A 19,339-nucleotide genomic window follows, 5' to 3' on the forward strand; every position below is an offset into this window, starting at 1 on the left:
TCCTCTGGAGTGTCCGTGCCGGTGGTCGATTCCCTGCAACGGCAGGTGCAGGCGCGCATGGTCGGCCTGCTGAAGACGCTGGCGGCGGTGGAGGGCTACACGCTCACACCCCTGCCGGGGGTGCGGTTGCTGCGATCGGACCGACCACTGGCGCGTACGCCGGTGTTGTACGACCCCGGCATCGTGATCGTCTGCCAAGGCGTGAAGCGAGGCTATCTGGGCGGGCAGGTCTACCAGTACGACGCGCAGCACTACCTCGCGGTGTCGGTGCCGGTGCCGTTCACCATGGAAACCGATGCGTCGGCAGAGGCGCCGCTGCTGGCGATCTATCTGCATCTGGACCTGCAACTGGCGGCGGATCTGCTGATCGAACTGGGCGAGCGCGCCGCCAGCACCGAAGCGCCAGCACAGAGCATGATGTCCAGCCCAATGCAGGGCGCGATGCAGACCACCGTGCTGCGGTTGCTGGAGGCGCTGGCCGATCCGTTGGAGGCAGACGTGCTGGGCCCCTCGCTGGTGCGCGAGCTGTATTTCCGGGTGCTGACCGGCGCCCAGGGTGGGGCGATGCGCGAGGCGCTGGCCATGCGCGGGCGCTTCGGCCGCATCGGCACGGTGCTGCGGCATATCCACGCGGCCTATTCGACGGCGCTGGATGTTGATGCGCTGGCAGCACGGGCGGAGATGAGCGTGGCTACGTTCCATGATCACTTCCGCGGCATTACCGGTACCTCGCCGATGCAGTACGTGAAGTCCACGCGGCTGCACCAGGCGCGGCTGCTGATGCTGCGACAGGGAATGACGGCTGAGGCGGCATCATTGGCGGTGGGGTACGCCAGCCCGTCGCAGTTCAATCGGGAGTTCAAGCGCCTGTTCGGGTTGCCGCCGGCGGCCGAGGTGGCGCGCATGCGGCGAAGTTTTGCGTCGCCGCCGGCGCCGGCTGATGCGGTGTATGTGTCTTCGCATTGATTGCGGCATTCGCCGGGCATGGTCCGGCGCTACCCATACTCCCACCGACGCGCCCGCCTCACCGGTAGTGCCGGGCCATGCCCGGCGAACGAGGCGGTTGACAGGGCATCTACCTACTAGTAGGTTTGCATCCATGAAAGAGTCACTCTCCCCCAAGGCCCACGAGATCCTGGAGCATGCCCGTTCGCTGCTGGAAGCCGGTGGCTACAACGGTTTCAGCTATGCCGACGTGTCCGCGCGGGTGAACATCAGCAAGGCCAGCATCCACCACCATTTCCCCAGCAAGGCCGACCTGGTGCGCACGGTGGTCAAACGGTACCGGGCCGAGGCGCGTGAAGGCCTGGCGCTGCTGGACCGGCAGCTGGGCGACCCGTTGCAGGAGCTCAACGCCTACGTGGACTACTGGTCGACCTGCATTGCCGGTGGTACGGCGTCGTTCTGCATCTGCGCGATGCTGGCCGCCGAGATGCCGATGATTCCGCTGGAAGTTGCCGACGAAGTGCGCGGGCACTTCGAGGATCTGAGCGGCTGGCTGACGGTGACGCTGGAGAAGGGCGTGGCCCGAGGCCAGCTGCGCCTGCAGGGCACGCCTGCCGACGAGGCGAAGGCCTTCATGGCCTCGGTGCATGGCGCGATGCTGGCGGCGCGCGGTTTTGGTGATGCAGCGACGTTCGCGGCGCTGGCACGGTTGTCGATTGCCCGGCTGGTGCCGGCGGTCTGAATGTTTCGACGGAGGCCTGCGTGGAGCGGGCCTTCTTTTTGTCCATATAGCCTACCTACTAGTAGGTTCAAAACTTCAACAGAGGTCGTCATGAGTCATCCGCTTTCTCACTTGGGCATCGTGCACACCGCGATCAGCCTGGTTCCCATCGCCGCCGGCCTGTTCGGTTTCATCCGGTATCGGGCCATTGATCCGACTACGCGCGCCGGCAAGCTCTATCTGCTGGGGTTGGTGCTGTCGGTGGTGACCTCGTTCACCGTCTCCAGCACCGGCGGCCTCAATCCTGGCCATGCGTTTGGTGTGGTGATTCTGTTGATTGCATTCGGTGGGATTTTGGTGGCTCGGTTGCGGCTCTTGGGGCGGTTGGCGCCCTATCTGTCGACGTTCGCACTGTCTTTCAGCTTCCTGCTGTCGCTGGTGCCGGGCGTGAATGAAACGCTGACGCGACTGCCGGTGGCGCATCCGATTGCGGCCGCGTCGCTGGCGCCGGTGATCCTGCAGACGCTGCTGGGATGTGCGGTGGTGTTTGCGATCGGCTTCGTGGCGCAGTGCTGGCGGATTCATGCACGGCAGCGGGTAGCATCAAGCCGTTGAGCTCTTTCCTCTGCTGACCTTCAGATTGGCGGTTTCCGTTGGCATGTCCACAAGAAGGTTCACCCGTTGTGGCAAGCAAGCCCAACGTGTCCGCCAATGCGGGGGGATCAGTTGCCCTCCGCATGGGCACGTGCGGTGTGCAGCAGGCGAAGCACCCGTACCTGCGTGCCGACGATGTCGTACACAAGAATATAATTGGAATGAAGCACCCATTCACGGGTGTTTGCTACCCGGCCATTCCTGCCGATGTTGGGATGCTCGCCGAGCCGGCTGGACTTCTGGCCGAATAACGTGTCCAGCGCCAGGGCGGCAGCTGGATTATCTGCCTCGATGAATGCATAGATTGACTCGCGGTCCTCGATCGCCTGCGTTGTCCAGAGCAGTTCTTTCACTTCGATCTTTCGAGCCTGCGTCTGGTCCCCGCTCGGCGTGCGGCAAATCTGGCCTCAACCTCGGCTGCGGGTATCAGGTGTCCGGCATTTGCAGCCTCCAATCCGACCTGAACCTGCTCGCGGATGCGCGCTTCCTGCTCGCTGTCCTCCTGTTGCTGCACAAAGGCGCGCATGAAATCACGCAGTAGTTGAGCACTGGTGCGGTCCCGGGCCTTTGCGGCATTGCCGAAGGCTTCCTTCAGTGATTCGTCCACACGGAATGTGAAAGTTGCTTCGTTCACGGCGTTGTCTTCATGTGTTACATGGTATGTACACCGTAGCATGGCTGATCCTGTGGACCATGAATGGCTGCGGGGCGTGGGCCACTGATGGACTTCTGCTCGAATCTGGATTGTTCGAACCCGAGGCTACAGCGCCTGCAGCGCTCCCGCGAGGCTATAAGCGTCAAGCGCTTCCGGCGCTATCAACACCCCACCATCCGGTCGGCGCTGATGCCACTGCGATGCTGGTTGCGGTATTCGATGGGGCTGGCAGCGACCTGACCTCGGAAGTGCCGACGGAAGGATTCCTGCGAACCAAAGCCGGCCTGTTCTGCAATCCACTGCAGTGGCCGGTCGGTGGTTTCCAGCAGCTCGCGCGCGAAAGCCACGCGCTCGCGGATCAGCCAGTCGATGGGTGACAGTCCGGTGGCTTCCAGGAACTGCCGCTGCAGCGTGCGTTGGCTGAGCGCGGCCTGCTCGGCGAGGCTGCCGAGCGAGTGCGGTTCGCGCAGGTTGCGGCGCATCCACTCCATCAGCTTTGCCAGCCGCGTGGGCTCGCCATGCGGAATGGCGCGGCTGACGCGCTGGCTGCGTTCGGCATCGCGCCACGGCGCCAGCACCAGTCGTTCGGCCACGAGGTTGGCCACGCGCGCGCCGTAATCCTTGCGCACCATGTGCAGCATCATGTCCATGCCGGTGGCCGAGCCGGCCGAGGTGATGATGCTGCCGGTGTCCACGTACAGCGCATCCTCGCGCACATCGATACGTGGGAAGTCGCGTGCGAGCGCTTCGGTGAGGCGCCAGTGGGTGGTGGCCTGACGGCCATCGAGCAGCCCGGCCCACGCCAGCACGAAGGCACCGGAGCAGATGGAAGCGATGCGTGCGCCACGCGCGTGGGCACGGATCAGTGCATCGAGCAGCGCCTGCGGTGGGCGCTCACTGGGTTCGCGCCAACCGGGGATGACGATGGTGTCTGCGTCATCAACAGTGCTGAGATCGTAGGGGAGTTGGACCTGCGTGCCGCCGAGCATGCGCAGCGCACCGGGTTCGCCCGCGCACAGCTGGGTGCGGTACCAGGCGACGCCGAGTTCCGGGCGCACCGGCGCGAACAGGCCGACCGCACAGCCGAACTCGAACAGCCCCTGGCCGTGGCAGGCAACGATGGCGACGAGCGGCGCGGTGGGATCGGCGGGTGGGCTGGGCATGCCTTGATGCTACGGGGGGCGGTGCGTGGCGCTGAGTGGTGCGCGGGCATGAGGTGATGCCTGCGGGGTATATGGAAACCGGGGTCGGATCCCTTCCGCAGGAAGGGCTCTGACCCCGTGGGTGGATGCGTGTGTGGGGTCAGAGCCCTTTCCTTTGGAAAGGGATCCGACCCCGTGCGTGTGTGCCGCCTAACGTCATTACCAGCGGTCATGTGGGTGGCCGGATATGACGGTTGGGTGACGTGATCCCGCCTGTCGCGCCAGGTGAACAGGCCCTTGAATGGAAGCGTGTTTCCGGCCCACCCCCACGAGCCCCCATGCCTGCCGCCCACGCCCCTGTCCTGAGTACTCTCGCCGTCCTGATCTCGGCCGTCCTCGTCGCGTCGCCCAGCCATGCGGCTGAAGCCGATGCGGATCCTGCCACCACCGCCGCGACGGCCAACGTGGCGGCGTCCACGCTGGATGCGGTGGTGGTCACCGGTTCGCGCACCAGCACGCGCACGGTAAAGAACAGCTCCACGCCCATCGATGTGATCTCCGCCGAGGACCTTGCCGCCACCGGCCAGGGCAACCTGCTGGAAGCGCTGCAGCGCAGCCTGCCGTCGCTCAGCCAGATCGGCGGCTACCAGAGCGACCAGGAAAGCCTGATCCGCGGCTACCAGCTGCGCAACCTGTCACCGGGCTACACGTTGGTGCTGGTGAACGGCAAGCGTCGCAATGCCAGTGCCTATGTGAGCGGGGCAAACGGCGGCGGCTATCCGGGCCATGCCTGGGCCGATCTGGCGCTGATTCCGGTCTCAGCCATCGACCACGTGGAAGTGCTGCGTGACGGTGCCTCGGCCATCTATGGCTCGGACGCGATCACCGGCGTGGTCAACGTCATCCTGAAATCGCAGGCGCACGGTGGTGATGTGTCGGTGGAGAGCGGGCAGAGCATCGATGGCGACGGTTCGCGTACCAGCGTGCGTGCCAACGTAGGCCTGCCGTGGGGCCAGGATGGCTTCGTCAATCTGTCCGGCGAGACCACCCGCCAGCATCATGCGATTCGCACCCGTCGCTACATCGACGGCTATCTGAGCTACCCAGCGGTGGATGGTAGCGGCAATCTGGTGGCGCTGCGCCCGAACAACCGGTTGCCGGCAGGCGCATCGCCGAACCCGGCGGAGGCCGGCCGCGATGCCGAGGCCAACACCATCCTCAGCTCGCCGTCGTATGCGTTGAAGGCCTTTGCGGTGAATGTGGGCCATGGCCTGGGCGAAAGTGCGCAGTTCTACGCCAACGCCACCGCCAGCGACCGCACCGCACAGGCGATCCAGAACTTCCGCTTGCCGGCGACCATCTTCACCACCTACAGGGCCCCCGGCGTTCTGAGCGTGTTTCCCGACGGCTTCCTGCCGGTGCTGGAAACCAAAGAGAAGCAGTACACCGGCACCGCTGGCGTGAAAGGGCAGTTCGCAGGCTGGGATTACGACGCCAGCCTGACCGGCAACCGCAGCACGGTGCGCACCTATACGCGCAACTCGGTGAACTACTCGCTGCCGTACCCCGGTTCGCCCACCGACTTCTATGACGGCAAGCTGGATTACCAGCAGGGCATCGCCAACCTGGACCTGCGCCGAGGCTTCGAGGTGGCGGCCTTTGCTTCGCCGCTGGAAGTGAGCGCGGGCGCCGAGTACCAGCACGAACAGTACGAGCGTGGGGCAGGGCAGTGGGAGTCGTACACCGGCTTCGGTGCTGCGGCCTTCGTCGGCTATTCCACCGCCGACGCGGTGAAGGCGACCCGCAACAGCAAGGCGGTGTACGTGGGGGCGGCCACCAACATCACCTCGCGCTGGTATCTGGATGCGGCCGCGCGCTGGGAAGACCATTCCGACTTCGGCAGTGTCTCCACCGGCCGCCTGACCACGCGCTTCGACTTCACCGATGCGCTGGGGGTGCGCGCCACGGTCAGCAACGGCTTCCATGCGCCCAGCCTGGGCGCGCAGTTCTACCAGGCCACTGGCAGCTGCCCTTGCGGCACCACGCTGGTGGCGCAGGTGTCTTCGCCGGCGGCGATCGCGCTGGGTGCCACGCCGCTGAAGCCGGAAAAGGCCACCAACTACAGCCTGGGCGTGACCTGGGACCCGAGCCCGGCGTTCCATCTGGCAGTGGATGCCTATCAGATCGACATCCGCGGCCAGCTCGGCCAGTCCAGCCAGATCGGCTACAACGCGCAGGATCCGGCACGTGTCACCGACAACAGCGGCACGGTGCTGAGTGCGGCGCAGAAGAACACCATCGATGCGCTGCTGGGTTCGGCCGGCATCAGCATCCTGCCGGGTGATGCGTTCTATGCCAGCTATTTCACCAATGTGGGCAACACCCGTACACGCGGCGTCGAGCTGACCCTGGAAGCGAACCAGGAAACGGCGTGGGGCAAGCTGCGCTGGAGCTACGCGGCCAACGTCGGCCGTACCACCATCCAGAAAGTGAGCGACATTCCGGCGGCGCTGCAGGGGCTGCCGAACATCAACCTGCTGACCAAGTCCAGCGAGTACGCGCTGCGCTTCCGCACGCCCAGCTACACGCAGGTGGCTGGGCTGGGCTGGCAGAACGGGCGCTGGCGTTCGAATGTCGATTTCACCTACTACGGCCCGATCAAGCGCCTGAACAACGGCGTGGAGTACAAGCAGCCGCCGGTGCTGGTAACCAACCTGTCCGGTGGTGTGGAACTGGGAGCGGGCTGGAGCGCGGCGCTGGGCATCAACAACGTGTTCGACAAGCGCACCCGCAAGGTGCCCGAGTACGCGCGTAGTGCCACCGATGTGGCCAGCATCGAGACGACGTGGGATAGCGGCGATGTGCTGGGCAATGTGGGTACGTATTGGTATGGGCGGGTCAATTACCGGTTTTGAGGTTCACGCCAAAGGCGGCCGGACGTGGTTCGGCATCATCGAGGAGCAGTTCATGTCTTCTGCATTGAAGGTGGTTGCATTGGTGGGGTCACCGACCAGTTCGGCGACATCGCGCACGTTGCTGCTGGTGCGGCATCTGCTGGCGTCGCTGCAGCAGCGAGTGCATGCCAGCGTGGAGCTGGTGGAGCTGGCGCCGATCGCGCGCTCGCTGGGCCAGTCGTTGTCGCGCGGTGAAGTTGAGCCAGCGGTGGAGCAGGCGCTGCAGACCATCGAAGCCGCCGAACTGCTGGTGGTGGCCGCACCGGTGCACCGTGGTTCGTATCCGGGGTTGTTCAAGCACCTGGTGGATTTCATCGAGCTGGAGGCGCTGGTGGATACGCCGGTGCTGCTGGCGGCGACTGGAGGCAGTGAGCGCCATGCACTGGTGATCGATCACCAGCTGCGGCCGTTGTTCAGTTTCCTGCAGGCGCACACGCTGCCTATCGGCGTGTATGCCACGCCGGCCGATTTCGATGGCGAGCACATCAACAGTACCGCTTTGCAGGCGCGGATCGCGCTGGCGACCGAGCGCGCGGCCGGCCATCTGGCTACGCAGGCGCTCGCGGTAGCGGCGCCGCTGCGACGCATCGCCTGACGCCTGTGATGGCACGCATAACCAGCAGCATTCTGCTTATGGCCAAGGCGCATCTGCGTGGCCGGATCTGACCGCCGATTGTCGCCTGGCATCGCCGTCGCGACAGCAGGTATCTCTAGCATCGAAGTCGAAGCGGCATCGCATTGCCGGCAAAGATGAGGACGGCCTCCGTGGCTTTGGACACAGCAAGCAAACCCATCCTGTTCCTGCTCGATCGGGAGTTCGAGGATGGCCAGATTCCTGGCCAGCGCTTCTTCTGCCGGCACAGCCTGTTGCTGGAAGGTGCGCTGTCGAGCATCGACGGCCTTGATGCGCAGCTGGACGTTCGCCGCATCGGCTTCGCACGGCCGCGCCGCGAGGTGATCGCCGAGATTGGCGAACAGGACCAGTCGCTGCCGAAGCTGGTGCTGCCGCAGGGCGTGCGCAGCGACCTGGCCAGTGGCGCGCACCAGGACCGCCAGTACATCTCCGGTGCCGAGCCGATCCTGGCGGCGCTGAACGGGTTGCTCGGCATTCCCGTGGCCCACCCCTGAGCGAGGACGCGACCATGAGTTATCAGATCAGCGTGTTGGACAAGAGCCCGGTGGCCGAAGGTGCCTCGCCGGAGCAGGCGCTGCGCAACAGCCTGCAGCTGGCGCAGCGCGCCGAACAGCTGGGTTATCACCGGTACTGGTTTGCCGAGCACCATGCCGCACCGACGTTGGCGAGCCCCGCACCGGAAGTGCTGGCGGCCTGGGTACTGGCACAGACCCGACGCATCCGCATCGGCAGTGGCGGGGTGATGCTGCGCCACTATGCGCCGTACAAGGTGGCCGAGAACTTCAACCTGCTGGCGGCGTTGGCGCCAGGGCGCGTGGATCTGGGCGTGGGCAAGGCGCCGGGTGGCCTGCCGGCATCGACTGCCGCGCTGGCGGCCGGACGCCCGGCATTCGCTGACTTCGACCAGCAACTGCGCGATCTTGAGGGCTATCTGTCCGGCGCCGAAGCCGAGGCGCTGGCGCGGCCGGTTCCGCAGCAGGCGCCGGAGCGATTCCTGCTCGGCGCAAGCCCACAGAGCGCGCAACAGGCGGCCGAACTTGGCTGGCGCTTCGTCTACGCCGCGCACTTCGATGGCGACCCGAAACACATCGAGGCCGCGTTCGATGCCTATCGCAGCGTCTCCTCGCAACCACCGCTGCTGGCCACGGTGGCCTTCGCCGCGCCGACTGCCGAAGCGGCCGCGCGTCATATCGGTGCCTTGCGCGTCTACAAGCTGCACCTCGGTCCCGGGCAGACGGTGAACCTGCCCAGCCCCGAAGCGGCTGCCGAGTACGCGCGCCAGGTGGGCGTGGCCGACTTCCGCATCGAGGAAACACGCCCGAGCGTGTTGTCCGGTGATGCGCAGCACGTGCGTGACGAACTGGATGCGCTGCACCGGCGCTTCGGCGTGGGCGAGTTCATCCTTGATGCGCCGGTGGCCGACCTCGACGCACGCCTGACATCCCTTGAACTGCTGTCGCCCGCGCCACGCGCGGCGGTGGCCTGACCTGCAGGAGCGATTTCCATGAGCACGACCCCGCGCCACATTCCGTTCGGCATCATGCTGCAGGGTCCCGGCAGCCACATGCATGCTTGGAAGCATCCCTCCAACCCGGCCGATGCCAGCGTCAACCTGCAGTTCTATATCGACATCGCGCGCACCGCCGAGGACAACGGCATCGCCTTCGGCTTCGTGGCCGACGGCCTGTACATCAACGAGAAGTCGATCCCGCACTTCCTCAACCGTTTCGAGCCGATCTCGCTGCTGTCGGCGCTGGCCACGGCGACGAAGAAGATCGGCCTGGCCGGTACGCTGTCCACGTCCTACAGCGACCCGTTCACCGTGGCCCGCCAGTTCGCCTCGCTGGATCTGCTCAGTGGCGGCCGCGCCGGCTGGAACGTGGTGACGTCACCGTTGGAAGGTTCGGGCCGCAACTACGGCCGGCCGCATCCGGAGCACGCGCTGCGCTACCAGATCGCTGACGAGTACCTGGAGGTGGTGCAGGGGCTGTGGGATTCCTGGGACGACGACGCCTTCGTGCGCGAGCGCGACAGCGGCACGTTCTTCGCACCGGAGAAATTCCGCCGGCTCGACCACAAGGGCCGCTTCTTCCAGGTGGAAGGTCCGCTCAACATCCAGCGCTCGCCGCAGGGCCAGCCGGTGATCTTCCAGGCGGGTTCATCCGATGATGGCATTGCCTTGGCCGGCAAGTACGCCGATGCGGTGTTCACCCATTCGCCCTCGCTGGAAGAAACGCGCGCGTTCACACAGAAGGTGAAGAACTCGGCGATCGCGCACGGCCGCAGCGGCAATGAGGTGAAGATCTTCCCGGGCATCGGCCCCATCGTCGGCCGCACTGCCGAGGAGGCCGAAGCCAAGTACCAGGCGATTGCCGCACTGGCCACGCTTGAGGACGCACTGGCCTATCTCGGCCGCTTCTTCGACCACCACGATTTCAGCCAGTACGATCCGGATGCACCCTTCCCGGAACTGGGCGACATCGGCAGCAATTCGTTCCGTTCCACCACCGACCGCATCAAGCAGGATGCGCGTGAGAAGGGCCTGAGCCTGCGCCAAGTGGCGTTGGAAGCGGTGAGCCCGCGACCGAACTTCATCGGCACGCCGGAGCATGTGGCCGATGAGTTGATCCGCTGGTTCGATGCCGGTGCCAGCGACGGCTTCATCCTTGGATTCGCTGCACAGCGCGAAGGCCTGGACGATTTCGTGACCGAGGTGCTGCCGATCCTGCAGGGGCGCGGCTACCACCAGCGCGAGCTGGAGGGACAGACCCTGCGCGAGCATCTGGGTCTGCCATACAAGGCCAGCCGTCATGCGACCGATGCCGAACTGGCGCGGAAGGCGGGGTAGGGCGATGAGCGGAGAATCCGCAGCAGCGCCGGGCCATGCCCGGCGGAATTCCCAAACGACTGGGATATTGCCCGAGATCGCGGCACGCGCCGAGGCGGCCATTGCGATCCGCCACGACCTGCACCGGCACCCGGAGCTGGCCTTCGAGGAGCATCGCACCAGTGCCCGTGTGGCCGAGTTGTTGCAGCAGTGGGGCTACGAGGTCACCACCGGCCTCGGTGGCACCGGCGTGGTCGGCACGCTGCAGCGCGGGCAGGGCAGCCGTCGTCTCGGTCTGCGCGCCGACATCGATGCACTGCCGATCCATGAGGACTCGGGCCTGGCCTACGCCAGCCAGAGCGAAGGGCTGATGCATGCCTGTGGCCACGATGGGCATACCGCCATCCTGCTGTCCGCCGCGCATTACCTGGCCCATCACGGCAATATCGACGGCACCCTGCAGCTGGTGTTCCAGCCGGCCGAGGAGACGGGTTCGGGTGCTTCGAAGATGATTGCCGATGGCCTGTTTGAGCGCTTCCCGGTGGATGCGATCTATGGGCTGCATAACTGGCCGGGCGTGCCGGTGGGTCACTTCGGCTTTGTCGACGGCCCGGCGATGGCGTCGGTGGACTGGGCGCGGCTGAAGGTGATCGGCAAGGGCGGTCACGGCGCCGAGCCGCAGGGTAGCGTCGACCCGATCCTGGCGGCGGCGCACATCGTTACCGCGTTGCAGAGCGTGGTGTCACGCAATGTCGATCCACGGCAGATGGGTGTGGTCACCGTCGGCTCGATCCACGGCGGCCAGGCCGCCAATGTGATTCCGGACGTGGTCGAACTGAAGCTGACCGTGCGCGCCTACCTGCCGGAGGTACGCGACACCCTGCGGCGCCGGGTCACCGAGATTGCCGAGCAGACCGCCGCCGCGTTCGGCGCGCGCGCCGAGATCGAGTTCCCGCGTGGCTTCCCCAGCGTGATCAACCACCCGCAGCAGACTACCTACATCCGCGAGGTGGCGCTGCAGGGCTTCGGCAGCGAACACGTAGTGCCCGAATTCGCGCCGCGCACCGCCAGTGAGGATTTCGCGTTCCTGCTGCAGGCGCGGCCGGGCAGTTTCGTGTTCGTCGGCAACGGCGACAGTGCGCCGCTGCACAGCCCGCGCTACGTGTTCAACGACGCGGCCATCGCACCGGCCGCCAGCCTGTGGGCGCGGCTGGCCGAAGACTATCTGGTGAAGGACGCGACATGAGCAGCAACGAACGCTTCCTCTATACCTCGGTGGATGATCCGCTGGCACGGCCTCTGTTTGACGGCCTGGAGCAGGAGTACGACAGCCGCTACGCCGACGTGCGCCGGCGCATCGGCGGCAGCGCCCGCGAGGAGCTGCAGCGCTACCCGGCGCAGGCCTTTGCTGCGCCGGTAGGGGCGTTCGTACTGCTGCTGCGCGACGGCGTGGCGATTTCCGGCGGCGCCTTCATGCCGCACCGCGATCCGGACACTGCCGAATTCAAGCGAATCTGGACGCTGCCCGGGCTGCGCCGCCAAGGCATCGCACGGCGTGTGCTGCAGGAGCTGGAAGACCAGGCGGCGCGGCAGGGATACCGACGGGTGTTCCTGACCACCGGCTTCCGTCAACCCGAAGCCGTTGGCCTGTACCTCAGCCATGGCTACACCGCGCTGTTCGATCTGGATGCCGATCCGGAAACCGTTGCGCATCTGCCGTTCGAAAAGCACCTGCGGGCACCGGCGCCCGTCATCGTGCCTGCACAGACCCAGCTGCAAGGAGTCCACGCATGAGCACGCCTTCGACCGCGCTGGATGGCATTGCCACCCGGGCGGCACCAGCGCCGGCGTTGAAGATCGTGCCGGCCCGGCATCCGCTGCAGGTCTTCGGCACGGTGCTGGCACTGGCGCTGATCCTGATCGGGCTGCAGTCCGTGCTGGGCAATCCGCGCTGGGGCTGGGGCACTTTCGCCGAATGGTTCTTCGCACGCCCGGTGCTGGAAGGCCTGGGGCGCACGTTGCTGCTGACCGCACTCGGTACCGGTCTCGGTTTCGCGCTGGGCACCTTGCTTGCGTTGGCCCGCGTCTCCGGTTCGCCGCTGCTGTCGGCGGTGTCGTGGGGCTATGTATGGTTGTTCCGTTCGATCCCGCTGCTGGTGCTGTTGCTGCTGCTGAACAACCTGGGCTACCTGTACAGCACCATCGAACTGGGCGTGCCGTTCACCGGCATCAGCCTGTTCTCGTACCCGACCACGCAGCTGATCGGTGTGTTCACCGCCGCGGTGCTGGGCCTGACCCTGAACCAGGCGGCGTTCTCGGCCGAGGTGATCCGCGGCGGGATTCTTTCGGTCGACCACGGCCAGTACGAAGCGGCCGCCGCGCTTGGCTTGCCGCGCGGTCGCCAGGTGCGCCGCATCATCCTGCCGCAGGCGATGCGTTCGATCCTGCCGGCCGCGTTCAACGATGTGATCGGCCTGGCCAAGAGCACCTCGGTGGTCTACGTGCTGGCGCTGCCGGAGCTGTTCTACACCGTGCAGGTGATCTACCGGCGCAACCTGGAAGTGGTGCCGCTGCTGATGGTGGCCACGGTCTGGTACTTGGTGATCCTGACCGTGCTGTCGCTGCTGCAACGGCGCGTGGAGCAGCGCTTCGCGCGCGGCCAGCTGCAGCGTGAGCGTTCTGTGTCGCGGGTGTCGTCACCGGTGCGGACATCCAGTGATGCTGCGCCGCGCGTGGCCAGCCGCCCGCGCATCGCCACGCAGGTGGAAGCGGGTGAGGGCGCTGCGGTGTCGCTGCACGGCGTAGGCAAGACGTTCGGCGATCAGCCGGTGCTGGAGGACGTGAACCTGGACCTGCGCGCTGGAAGCGTGACGGTGCTGATCGGCCCGTCCGGCGCCGGCAAGTCCACGCTGCTGCGGCTGATCAACCACCTTGAACGCGCCGACAGCGGTTACGTGACCGTCGGTGGCCAGCTGATCGGCTATCGCCGCGATGGCGACACCCTGTACGAGCTGCCCGAGCGCGAGATCCGGCGCCGCCGTGCGGAAGTTGGAATGGTGTTCCAGGGCTTCAACCTGTTCCCGCATCTGACCGCGCTGGAGAACATCATCGAAGCGCCGATTGCGGTACGCGGCGTGCCGCGTGCGCAGGCCGAGCAGCAGGCGCGCACGCTGCTGGAGCGGGTGGGGTTGGCCGACAAGGCCGATGCCTTTCCGCGCCAGCTGTCCGGTGGCCAGCAGCAGCGCGTGGCGATTGCACGCGCATTGGCATTGCAGCCCAAGGTGCTGCTGTTCGATGAACCCACGTCGGCGCTGGACCCGGAACTGGTAGCCGAGGTGCTCAGCGTGATCGAAGAACTGGCCCGCTCCGGCACCACGCTGGTGATCGTCACCCATGAACTGAGCTTCGCCCGCCGCGTGGCCGACCACGTGGTGATGATGGACCAGGGCCGGGTGATCGAGCAGGGCACGCCCGAGGCCCTGTTCCAGCGCCCGCGCCAGCAACGCACCGCCGATTTCCTGGCCAAGACCCTGTAACCCGTTCGAGAGACCCCATGAGCCCTGCATCAAAGCGACGTCCCGCACGCAGCACCCTGTTGATTGGCGGCGTGCTGGTCATCGGCATTGCCGGCATCGTCTACTCGCGGGTGCGGCAGGGCCCGGACAACACAGCGGTGGCAGCGACGTCGCTGGCAACGAGCAATGCATCGGCGCTGAAGGGCACGCTCGATCCCAAGGCGCAGGCGTTGATCCCGGCCGACTACCGCTTCGTCACCCCCGGTGCCTTCACCATCGCCACCCATCCCGGGCAGCTGCCATTGGCTGACTACGGTGCCGACAGCAAGGACGTGGTGGGCGTCGAGCCCGACATCGCACGATTGATCGCCGATGGGCTGGGCTTGAAGCTGGTGATCGTGCCGGTGGCATGGGCCGACTGGCCGCTGGGGCTGGAATCGGGCAAGTACGATGCGGTGCTTTCCAATGTGACTGTCACTGAAGAGCGCAAGAAGAAGTTCGATTTCTCCAGCTACCGTTACGACCTGCTGGGCATCTATACCCGCACCGACGGGCCGATCCAGAAGATCGAAAAGCCGGCCGATGTTGCCGGGCTGAAGGTGGTGGTGGGTGCCAGTACCAACCAGGACCAGATCCTGCGGCAGTGGGACCAGCAGAACATCGCCGCCGGCCTGAAGCCGGTGGAGTACCAGTACTTCGATGACGCCGTAGTTGGACGGCTGGCGGTGATCACTGGCCGCGCGGATGTGTCGTTCGAACCGAATGCCACCGGCGCCTATTCGGCGCGCGACGGAAAGGTGCGGCGTGTGGGTCTGTTCCCGGGTGGATGGCCGAATGCTGCGGCGATCTCGGTGACCACGCGCAAGGGTAGTGGCCTGGCCGATGCGGTGACCCAGGCGCTCAACACCCAGATCAGCAGCGGCACTTATGCGCAGGCGCTGAAGCGGTGGAATGTGGCCGAGGAAGCGGTGCCGCAGTCGCAGACCAATCCGCCGGGGTTACCGACGCTGCAATGACACCGGGCGTGGCCCGGCGCTACCGAGGAGTCGAGCATCGCTCGACTCTACAGAAGGCAGACACCGCGAGTAGATCCACGCCATGCGTGGATGCTCCTGTGGAGCCGAGCCATGCTCGGCTGCTCTACCAACGCGCTTCCAGCGTCCGGAACGGCTTCGCCAGCCGCACACCCTCGGCATCGAAGTCGGAAACGCTATGTCCATCCACACGCACCGTCTTCGGCATCGTGCGCTCCGGCCACCAGACCTTCACCGCCGTTCCGCTGCGCAATCCCTTGCCCAGCGTGACGGTCAGCAAGCTGTCGCGCTGCCGCGCCTGCATCTGCAACGTGCCATACGCCGTCGGCAGGCGCTCCACCGCCAGCCCATCGCCCGCCACCCACGACGGCGGCGTGCCCGGCAGCAGCGAGAGGGCATCATCGTCTTCGCGCATCAGCATGCCGAACAGGGTGCGGCCGTACTCGGCGCCGATCCAGGTGTGTGGCATGTCACCCAGGTAACGCGGGAAGCGCAGCCGCGAATGCACGACCTCGGCCAGCACCTGCCATTCCAGCGGCCTGCGATCATGCAGCAGGCCCTGCAGCAGTTCATCGGCCACTTCAGGCTGGCCCAGGTGCACGTAACTCAGCACGTTGCGGATTTCATACGGCGTGTAGGCATACAGCGCACCGGGTTGGTTGCGCTTGCGCACGTCCTCCAGATAACGCGCGAACGTGGTGCGTAGTGCTTCGGCAGGCAATACGCTCTGTGCGCCGGTCGGGTCCAGTGCGATCGATACGCCGGTGGGGTCGCCATCGCCCAGGTCAGCCGAGGATGGAATGAAATCGATGCCCTTCCAGGCCATCGTTGCGCGGATCGAGGCGTGCAGTGCGTCGTACAGCAGCGTGTATTGTTCGCGTGCCCAGGCGGCGGTCTCGTGGTCACCCAGTGCCTCGGCCAGCCACGCGCCGTCATGCCATCCCTTCAGGCCCCAGTAGTCATCCCAGTAGCTGTGGGTAGGCGACGGATAGCCTTCATGGCTGATCGACGGCGCAAGGATGCCCGCGAATCGCTCCGGCGCCGGCTGGTCGGCCTTGTAGCCGGGCACCAGCGTGCGTTCGCGCAGTTCCTGCAGGAAATGCAGCGCGGCCTTCACCTTGGGCAGGTAGGCACGCACCGATTCCGGTCCACCATCGAGGCGCGCGACATCGGCCACCAACGCGACGTACTGTCCTTGGCTGTCGTACTCGATGTCTGATCCAAAGCCGGTGTTGACGCTGCCATCGTCGTTGAGGATGGGCGAGACCAGGCCGTTGCCGTGCACGCCGTGTTCGCTGTACCAGGCGAGGTAGTCGCGCGCGACCTTGGCCTCGCCCATGCGCAGCAGCACCGCCGAGGTGGCCATGCCGTCGCGGATGAAGGAGCGGTTGTAGTTTCTCGGCCCCGGCTGCATGGCCGGACCGGTCTGGTTGATCAGCATGTAGGCGGCCTGCGCGCGCAGCATGTCGACCAGTGAAGGATCGGGCAGGCGCAGCCCGACCTGGCCCAGCCGTGCCTGCCAGTCCGCAGACGCCTGCGTGGCCAGTGAATCGAACGCCGCATTGGCATCGCGGGGCAGCGTGGCCAGGTCAAGCGCAGGCGCGTCGGGCAGGACACCCTTGGCATCTGCGGCAGCAGTACCCAACGGGAACGCAACCACGATGGCATCGCTGGCCCCTGGCGCCAGCGAGATGCGGTAGTTGAGCGCGGCCGCGGCAAGGCCTTGGTCATCATGCGCCTGCTGCGTGGAAGGCAACCGCCCGGCAGCAATCGCAGCGGTGATTTCCGTTGCACCGTCCTTGCCAAAGGGCGCCGCGCCGGACGCAGCAATCGGCGTGAGCGACTGCAGCAGCGTGCGGCCGTTGATGCGCACGGCCTGGCCATCGACGGCCACATCGCGGATGGCTGACAGCCCACCGTTCTGCCACGGCGGATTCATCTGCATCGGGCGCACGACCAGGCTGAGCGTGCCGTCGATCCGGGTCTTGCCGGTGTTGTGCAGGCGATGACGCAGGAAGGTTACCGGTTGGCCGTCGCGCTCGATGGCGAATACCTCGCTGCGCAATTCCAGCCCGGGTTGCGGTGACCACGTAGCGGATGGCATCGGCTTCCAGCCATCCCGCAACGCGTGCTCTATCGGCTGTCCTGACGCGCCAGCCGCGCGCCCGTCAGCGCTACGCCAGAGTGGCTGCACCAGCGGCGCGCCCTTGAAGGCTTCCAGGTTGCCGTACTCGTCGAAGATCGATTTCTGCCGGCCCGCATGCACGCCCACTGCGGTCCAATAGGTCTGCTGCATCTGCAGCGACGCCGGGAACAACGCGCGCTGTGCGCCGCTGGCGGCGATCTGGTACTGCTTCATCGGCGTCATTACCGCCTTCGGGCCGAGCAGGCGCAGGCGCGCTACCTGTGGTGCGGCGCCGTCCACGCTCAGCCGGAATGCACGCAGCGGTTGCGCCGCGTCAGCCGCCAGCCAACTCTGCCGGCGGCTGGCCGCCTGCGCATCATGTGCGAGGTCTTGCCAGCGGCCCTGCGCATCCTGCGCCTGCAATCGAGCAGCGCCGCGCGCGCCATCGGCCCAGTCGACCACCAGGCCAGCCGTTGATTGGGCCTGCGGCAGCGTGATCTCGAACGTATGGGATCCACCTTTTCCAGCCGGAATCGCAACGGTGCCCCCGCCTTGCCAGAGCGCTGCCGCCTGCGTTGCATCCACACCGCCGATGCGTGCGCTGAGCGTGCTGTCCAGTGGCTCCATCTCGAAGATCGACACGCCCCAGTCAGAGGTGCGCTGGGGGCTGGTCAGCCGCAGGTAGCGGGCCTGCCGTGGCGCGAAGTACAGCGTTTCCACATCGCCCAGCGAATCGGCCATCGTGTATGCGGTCTGCCACTGGGTGCCGTCCAATGAGGTCTGCAGTGAATAGCCTTCCGGGTTGGAGACATCCCAGGTGAGTCGCGCGCCGGCCAGCAGGGTTGGCGTGCCCAGATCGATCTGGAACCAGTGGCCGGGGCTGAAGGCGCCGCCAGTGACGGTCTTCGGGTCGCCGTCGATCAGGTGGCTGATCGCCATCGCCGGCACCTGCTGCGAGGAACTGCTGGCCTGCCATTGGCTGCGCGGGGGGAGGGTCTGCGCCTGTGCACTGGAGGCCAGGGCGGCCAACAGCAGGGCAGCGGCAGGGTGCAGCGGGAAGAGTGCGGTGGAGACCTTGGAGCGTTCGGCGCGCAACGTCATTACGGACAGCCTCGCAGGTTCGGTCGGAATCGGGCGAGCGCTACGCTAGCAAACGCTGTAATCGGTTACATGACGCACTGCAGCGCCGCAGGACGTTGGAGCTGCCATCACGGGAGCGCTGACGGTTGTGGCTCTGGACGCGTCGCTCGGAACGGCTAGGGTCACATCGGACGCTATTTTTCAGCGGGTTGTCATTTGACAACTTATGTGTGCCATGTGCAGACTGTGGAGAACAGGAATGTCTCGAGCGCGTCATCCGGACAAGGACATCGAAGCGGCGCTGCAGTTCGCGGAGAATCGTGGGTGGAGGCTCCGAATGGCGGGTGGCCACGCGTGGGGTCGAATGTATTGCCCTTACAACGACACCGATTGCCGATGCGGGGAGTTCTGCATCGTGAGCATCTGGAGCACGCCGCGTTGCGGCAGCAATCATGCAAGGGCCTTGCGGCGTGTGGTCGAGAACTGCGGTCGTGAGCAATGAAATCAGGCTTCGTCAGAAACGAGGTGGGCAATCATGGAATTCAATTTCACCCTGAGGTACCGCTTGCCGGACACTGACGATGAGATCGGTGTCCTCGAGCAGCACCTAGCCGAGGGCGGCTGTGACGACGCGCTTGTGGGCATTGGGCTGCCGGGAAGGCTGGCCCTGGCCTTCTGCCGTGAAGCGGACAGTGCAGGGGCTGCCCTGCGTTCGGCCCTGGACGATGTGCAGCGGGCCGTGCCCGGTGTCGAGCTGGTCGAAGTGAGCCCAGATCTGGTGGGGCTCACTGATGCCGCAGACCTGCTGGGCATGTCGCGCCAGAACATGCGAAAGCTCATGGTGGCCAACCCGCAGTCGTTTCCGTCCCCGGTGCATGACGGTTCGACCTCGATCTGGCACCTCGCCGACATTCTCGGTTGGATGCGAGCGCGTGGCAGCGGGAAAGTCACGATGGAAATGACCGAGCTCGCCACCGCCGCGTTGCAGCTCAATCTGGACCGGGAAGGGCGCAGGCTTCAGCCGAAGGCGTAGTGACGGCCAGAATCGGCGGC

At 66.0% G+C, this 19,339-nt stretch carries 17 protein-coding genes; 13 read left to right on the forward strand and 4 right to left on the reverse strand.

The window, feature by feature from the left end:
* The first annotated feature begins 21 nt into the window (after window positions 1-21).
* The 3 genes from ABR323_RS11870 to ABR323_RS11880 all read left to right on the forward strand — a co-directional run bounded on the left by ABR323_RS11870 (window position 22) and on the right by ABR323_RS11880 (window position 2,281).
* Complete coding sequence (locus ABR323_RS11870) at window positions 22-966, forward strand: AraC family transcriptional regulator N-terminal domain-containing protein (protein ID WP_439449450.1); 945 nt, start codon at window positions 22-24, stop codon at window positions 964-966.
* A 133-nt stretch (window positions 967-1,099) separates the two neighbouring features.
* Window positions 1,100-1,687: a TetR/AcrR family transcriptional regulator gene (locus tag ABR323_RS11875; RefSeq protein WP_439449451.1), complete on the forward strand. Its 588-nt coding sequence runs from the start codon at window positions 1,100-1,102 to the stop codon at window positions 1,685-1,687.
* A gap of 90 nt (window positions 1,688-1,777) precedes the next feature.
* On the forward strand, window positions 1,778-2,281 hold the full coding sequence (locus ABR323_RS11880) for a hypothetical protein (protein WP_439449452.1): 504 nt from the start codon (window positions 1,778-1,780) through the stop codon (window positions 2,279-2,281).
* 107 nt (window positions 2,282-2,388) lie between these two features.
* On the opposite strand, the gene ABR323_RS11885 is transcribed toward ABR323_RS11880, so the two are convergent.
* The 3 genes from ABR323_RS11885 to ftrA form a co-directional block, all read right to left on the reverse strand.
* The gene (locus ABR323_RS11885) at window positions 2,389-2,673 is read right to left on the reverse strand and encodes a type II toxin-antitoxin system RelE/ParE family toxin (RefSeq protein WP_439449453.1); all 285 of its coding nucleotides are present in this window, start codon (window positions 2,671-2,673) and stop codon (window positions 2,389-2,391) included.
* Entirely contained in the window at window positions 2,670-2,954 is a 285-nt protein-coding gene (locus ABR323_RS11890) for a CopG family ribbon-helix-helix protein (protein ID WP_439449454.1), read from the reverse strand. The genes ABR323_RS11885 and ABR323_RS11890 overlap by 4 nt, the downstream gene beginning before the upstream one ends.
* Window positions 2,955-3,136: 182 nt before the next feature.
* Entirely contained in the window at window positions 3,137-4,138 is a 1,002-nt protein-coding gene (gene ftrA, locus ABR323_RS11895; protein WP_439449455.1) for a transcriptional regulator FtrA, read from the reverse strand.
* A 317-nt stretch (window positions 4,139-4,455) separates the two neighbouring features.
* Here ftrA and ABR323_RS11900 point away from each other — a divergent pair, with 317 nt between their 5' ends.
* The 9 genes from ABR323_RS11900 (at window position 4,456) to ABR323_RS11940 (ending at window position 15,063) form a co-directional block, all read left to right on the forward strand.
* Window positions 4,456-7,032, forward strand: coding sequence for a TonB-dependent receptor plug domain-containing protein (locus tag ABR323_RS11900; RefSeq protein WP_439449456.1), 2,577 nt, complete (start codon window positions 4,456-4,458; stop codon window positions 7,030-7,032).
* Window positions 7,033-7,084: 52 nt separating this feature from the next.
* Entirely contained in the window at window positions 7,085-7,666 is a 582-nt protein-coding gene (gene msuE / locus ABR323_RS11905; RefSeq protein ID WP_439449457.1) for an FMN reductase, read from the forward strand.
* Window positions 7,667-7,821: 155 nt separating this feature from the next.
* Complete coding sequence (locus tag ABR323_RS11910) at window positions 7,822-8,199, forward strand: DUF3088 family protein (RefSeq protein ID WP_439449458.1); 378 nt, start codon at window positions 7,822-7,824, stop codon at window positions 8,197-8,199.
* Window positions 8,200-8,213: 14 nt separating this feature from the next.
* Window positions 8,214-9,191 carry an MsnO8 family LLM class oxidoreductase gene (locus ABR323_RS11915; protein WP_439449459.1) on the forward strand — a complete coding sequence of 326 codons (978 nt, stop codon included), beginning with the start codon at window positions 8,214-8,216 and terminating at the stop codon, window positions 9,189-9,191.
* Window positions 9,192-9,209: 18 nt separating this feature from the next.
* Complete coding sequence (locus tag ABR323_RS11920; RefSeq protein WP_439449460.1) at window positions 9,210-10,553, forward strand: LLM class flavin-dependent oxidoreductase; 1,344 nt, start codon at window positions 9,210-9,212, stop codon at window positions 10,551-10,553.
* A 4-nt stretch (window positions 10,554-10,557) separates the two neighbouring features.
* Window positions 10,558-11,778, forward strand: a complete 1,221-nt coding sequence (locus ABR323_RS11925) for a M20 aminoacylase family protein (RefSeq protein WP_439449461.1) — start codon at window positions 10,558-10,560, stop codon at window positions 11,776-11,778.
* Entirely contained in the window at window positions 11,775-12,326 is a 552-nt protein-coding gene (locus ABR323_RS11930; RefSeq protein WP_439449462.1) for a GNAT family N-acetyltransferase, read from the forward strand. The genes ABR323_RS11925 and ABR323_RS11930 overlap by 4 nt, the downstream gene beginning before the upstream one ends.
* Window positions 12,323-14,068, forward strand: coding sequence for an amino acid ABC transporter permease/ATP-binding protein (locus tag ABR323_RS11935; RefSeq protein WP_439449463.1), 1,746 nt, complete (start codon window positions 12,323-12,325; stop codon window positions 14,066-14,068). Before ABR323_RS11930 ends, ABR323_RS11935 begins: the two co-directional genes overlap by 4 nt.
* A 17-nt stretch (window positions 14,069-14,085) precedes the next feature.
* Window positions 14,086-15,063 carry an ABC transporter substrate-binding protein gene (locus tag ABR323_RS11940; RefSeq protein ID WP_439449464.1) on the forward strand — a complete coding sequence of 326 codons (978 nt, stop codon included), beginning with the start codon at window positions 14,086-14,088 and terminating at the stop codon, window positions 15,061-15,063.
* Between the two features lie 124 nt (window positions 15,064-15,187).
* On the opposite strand, the gene ABR323_RS11945 is transcribed toward ABR323_RS11940, so the two are convergent.
* Window positions 15,188-18,307, reverse strand: coding sequence for a discoidin domain-containing protein (locus tag ABR323_RS11945; protein ID WP_439449465.1), 3,120 nt, complete (start codon window positions 18,305-18,307; stop codon window positions 15,188-15,190).
* 514 nt (window positions 18,308-18,821) lie between these two features.
* On the opposite strand from ABR323_RS11945, the gene ABR323_RS11950 reads away from it, so the two are divergent.
* A complete protein-coding gene (locus tag ABR323_RS11950; protein WP_439449466.1) occupies window positions 18,822-19,319 on the forward strand; it encodes a helix-turn-helix transcriptional regulator in 498 nt (165 codons plus the stop codon).
* Window positions 19,320-19,339 lie beyond the last annotated feature (20 nt).

Source organism: Stenotrophomonas sp. ATs4 (genome assembly GCF_051861585.1).
Lineage (GTDB): Bacteria > Pseudomonadota > Gammaproteobacteria > Xanthomonadales > Xanthomonadaceae > Stenotrophomonas > Stenotrophomonas maltophilia_AS.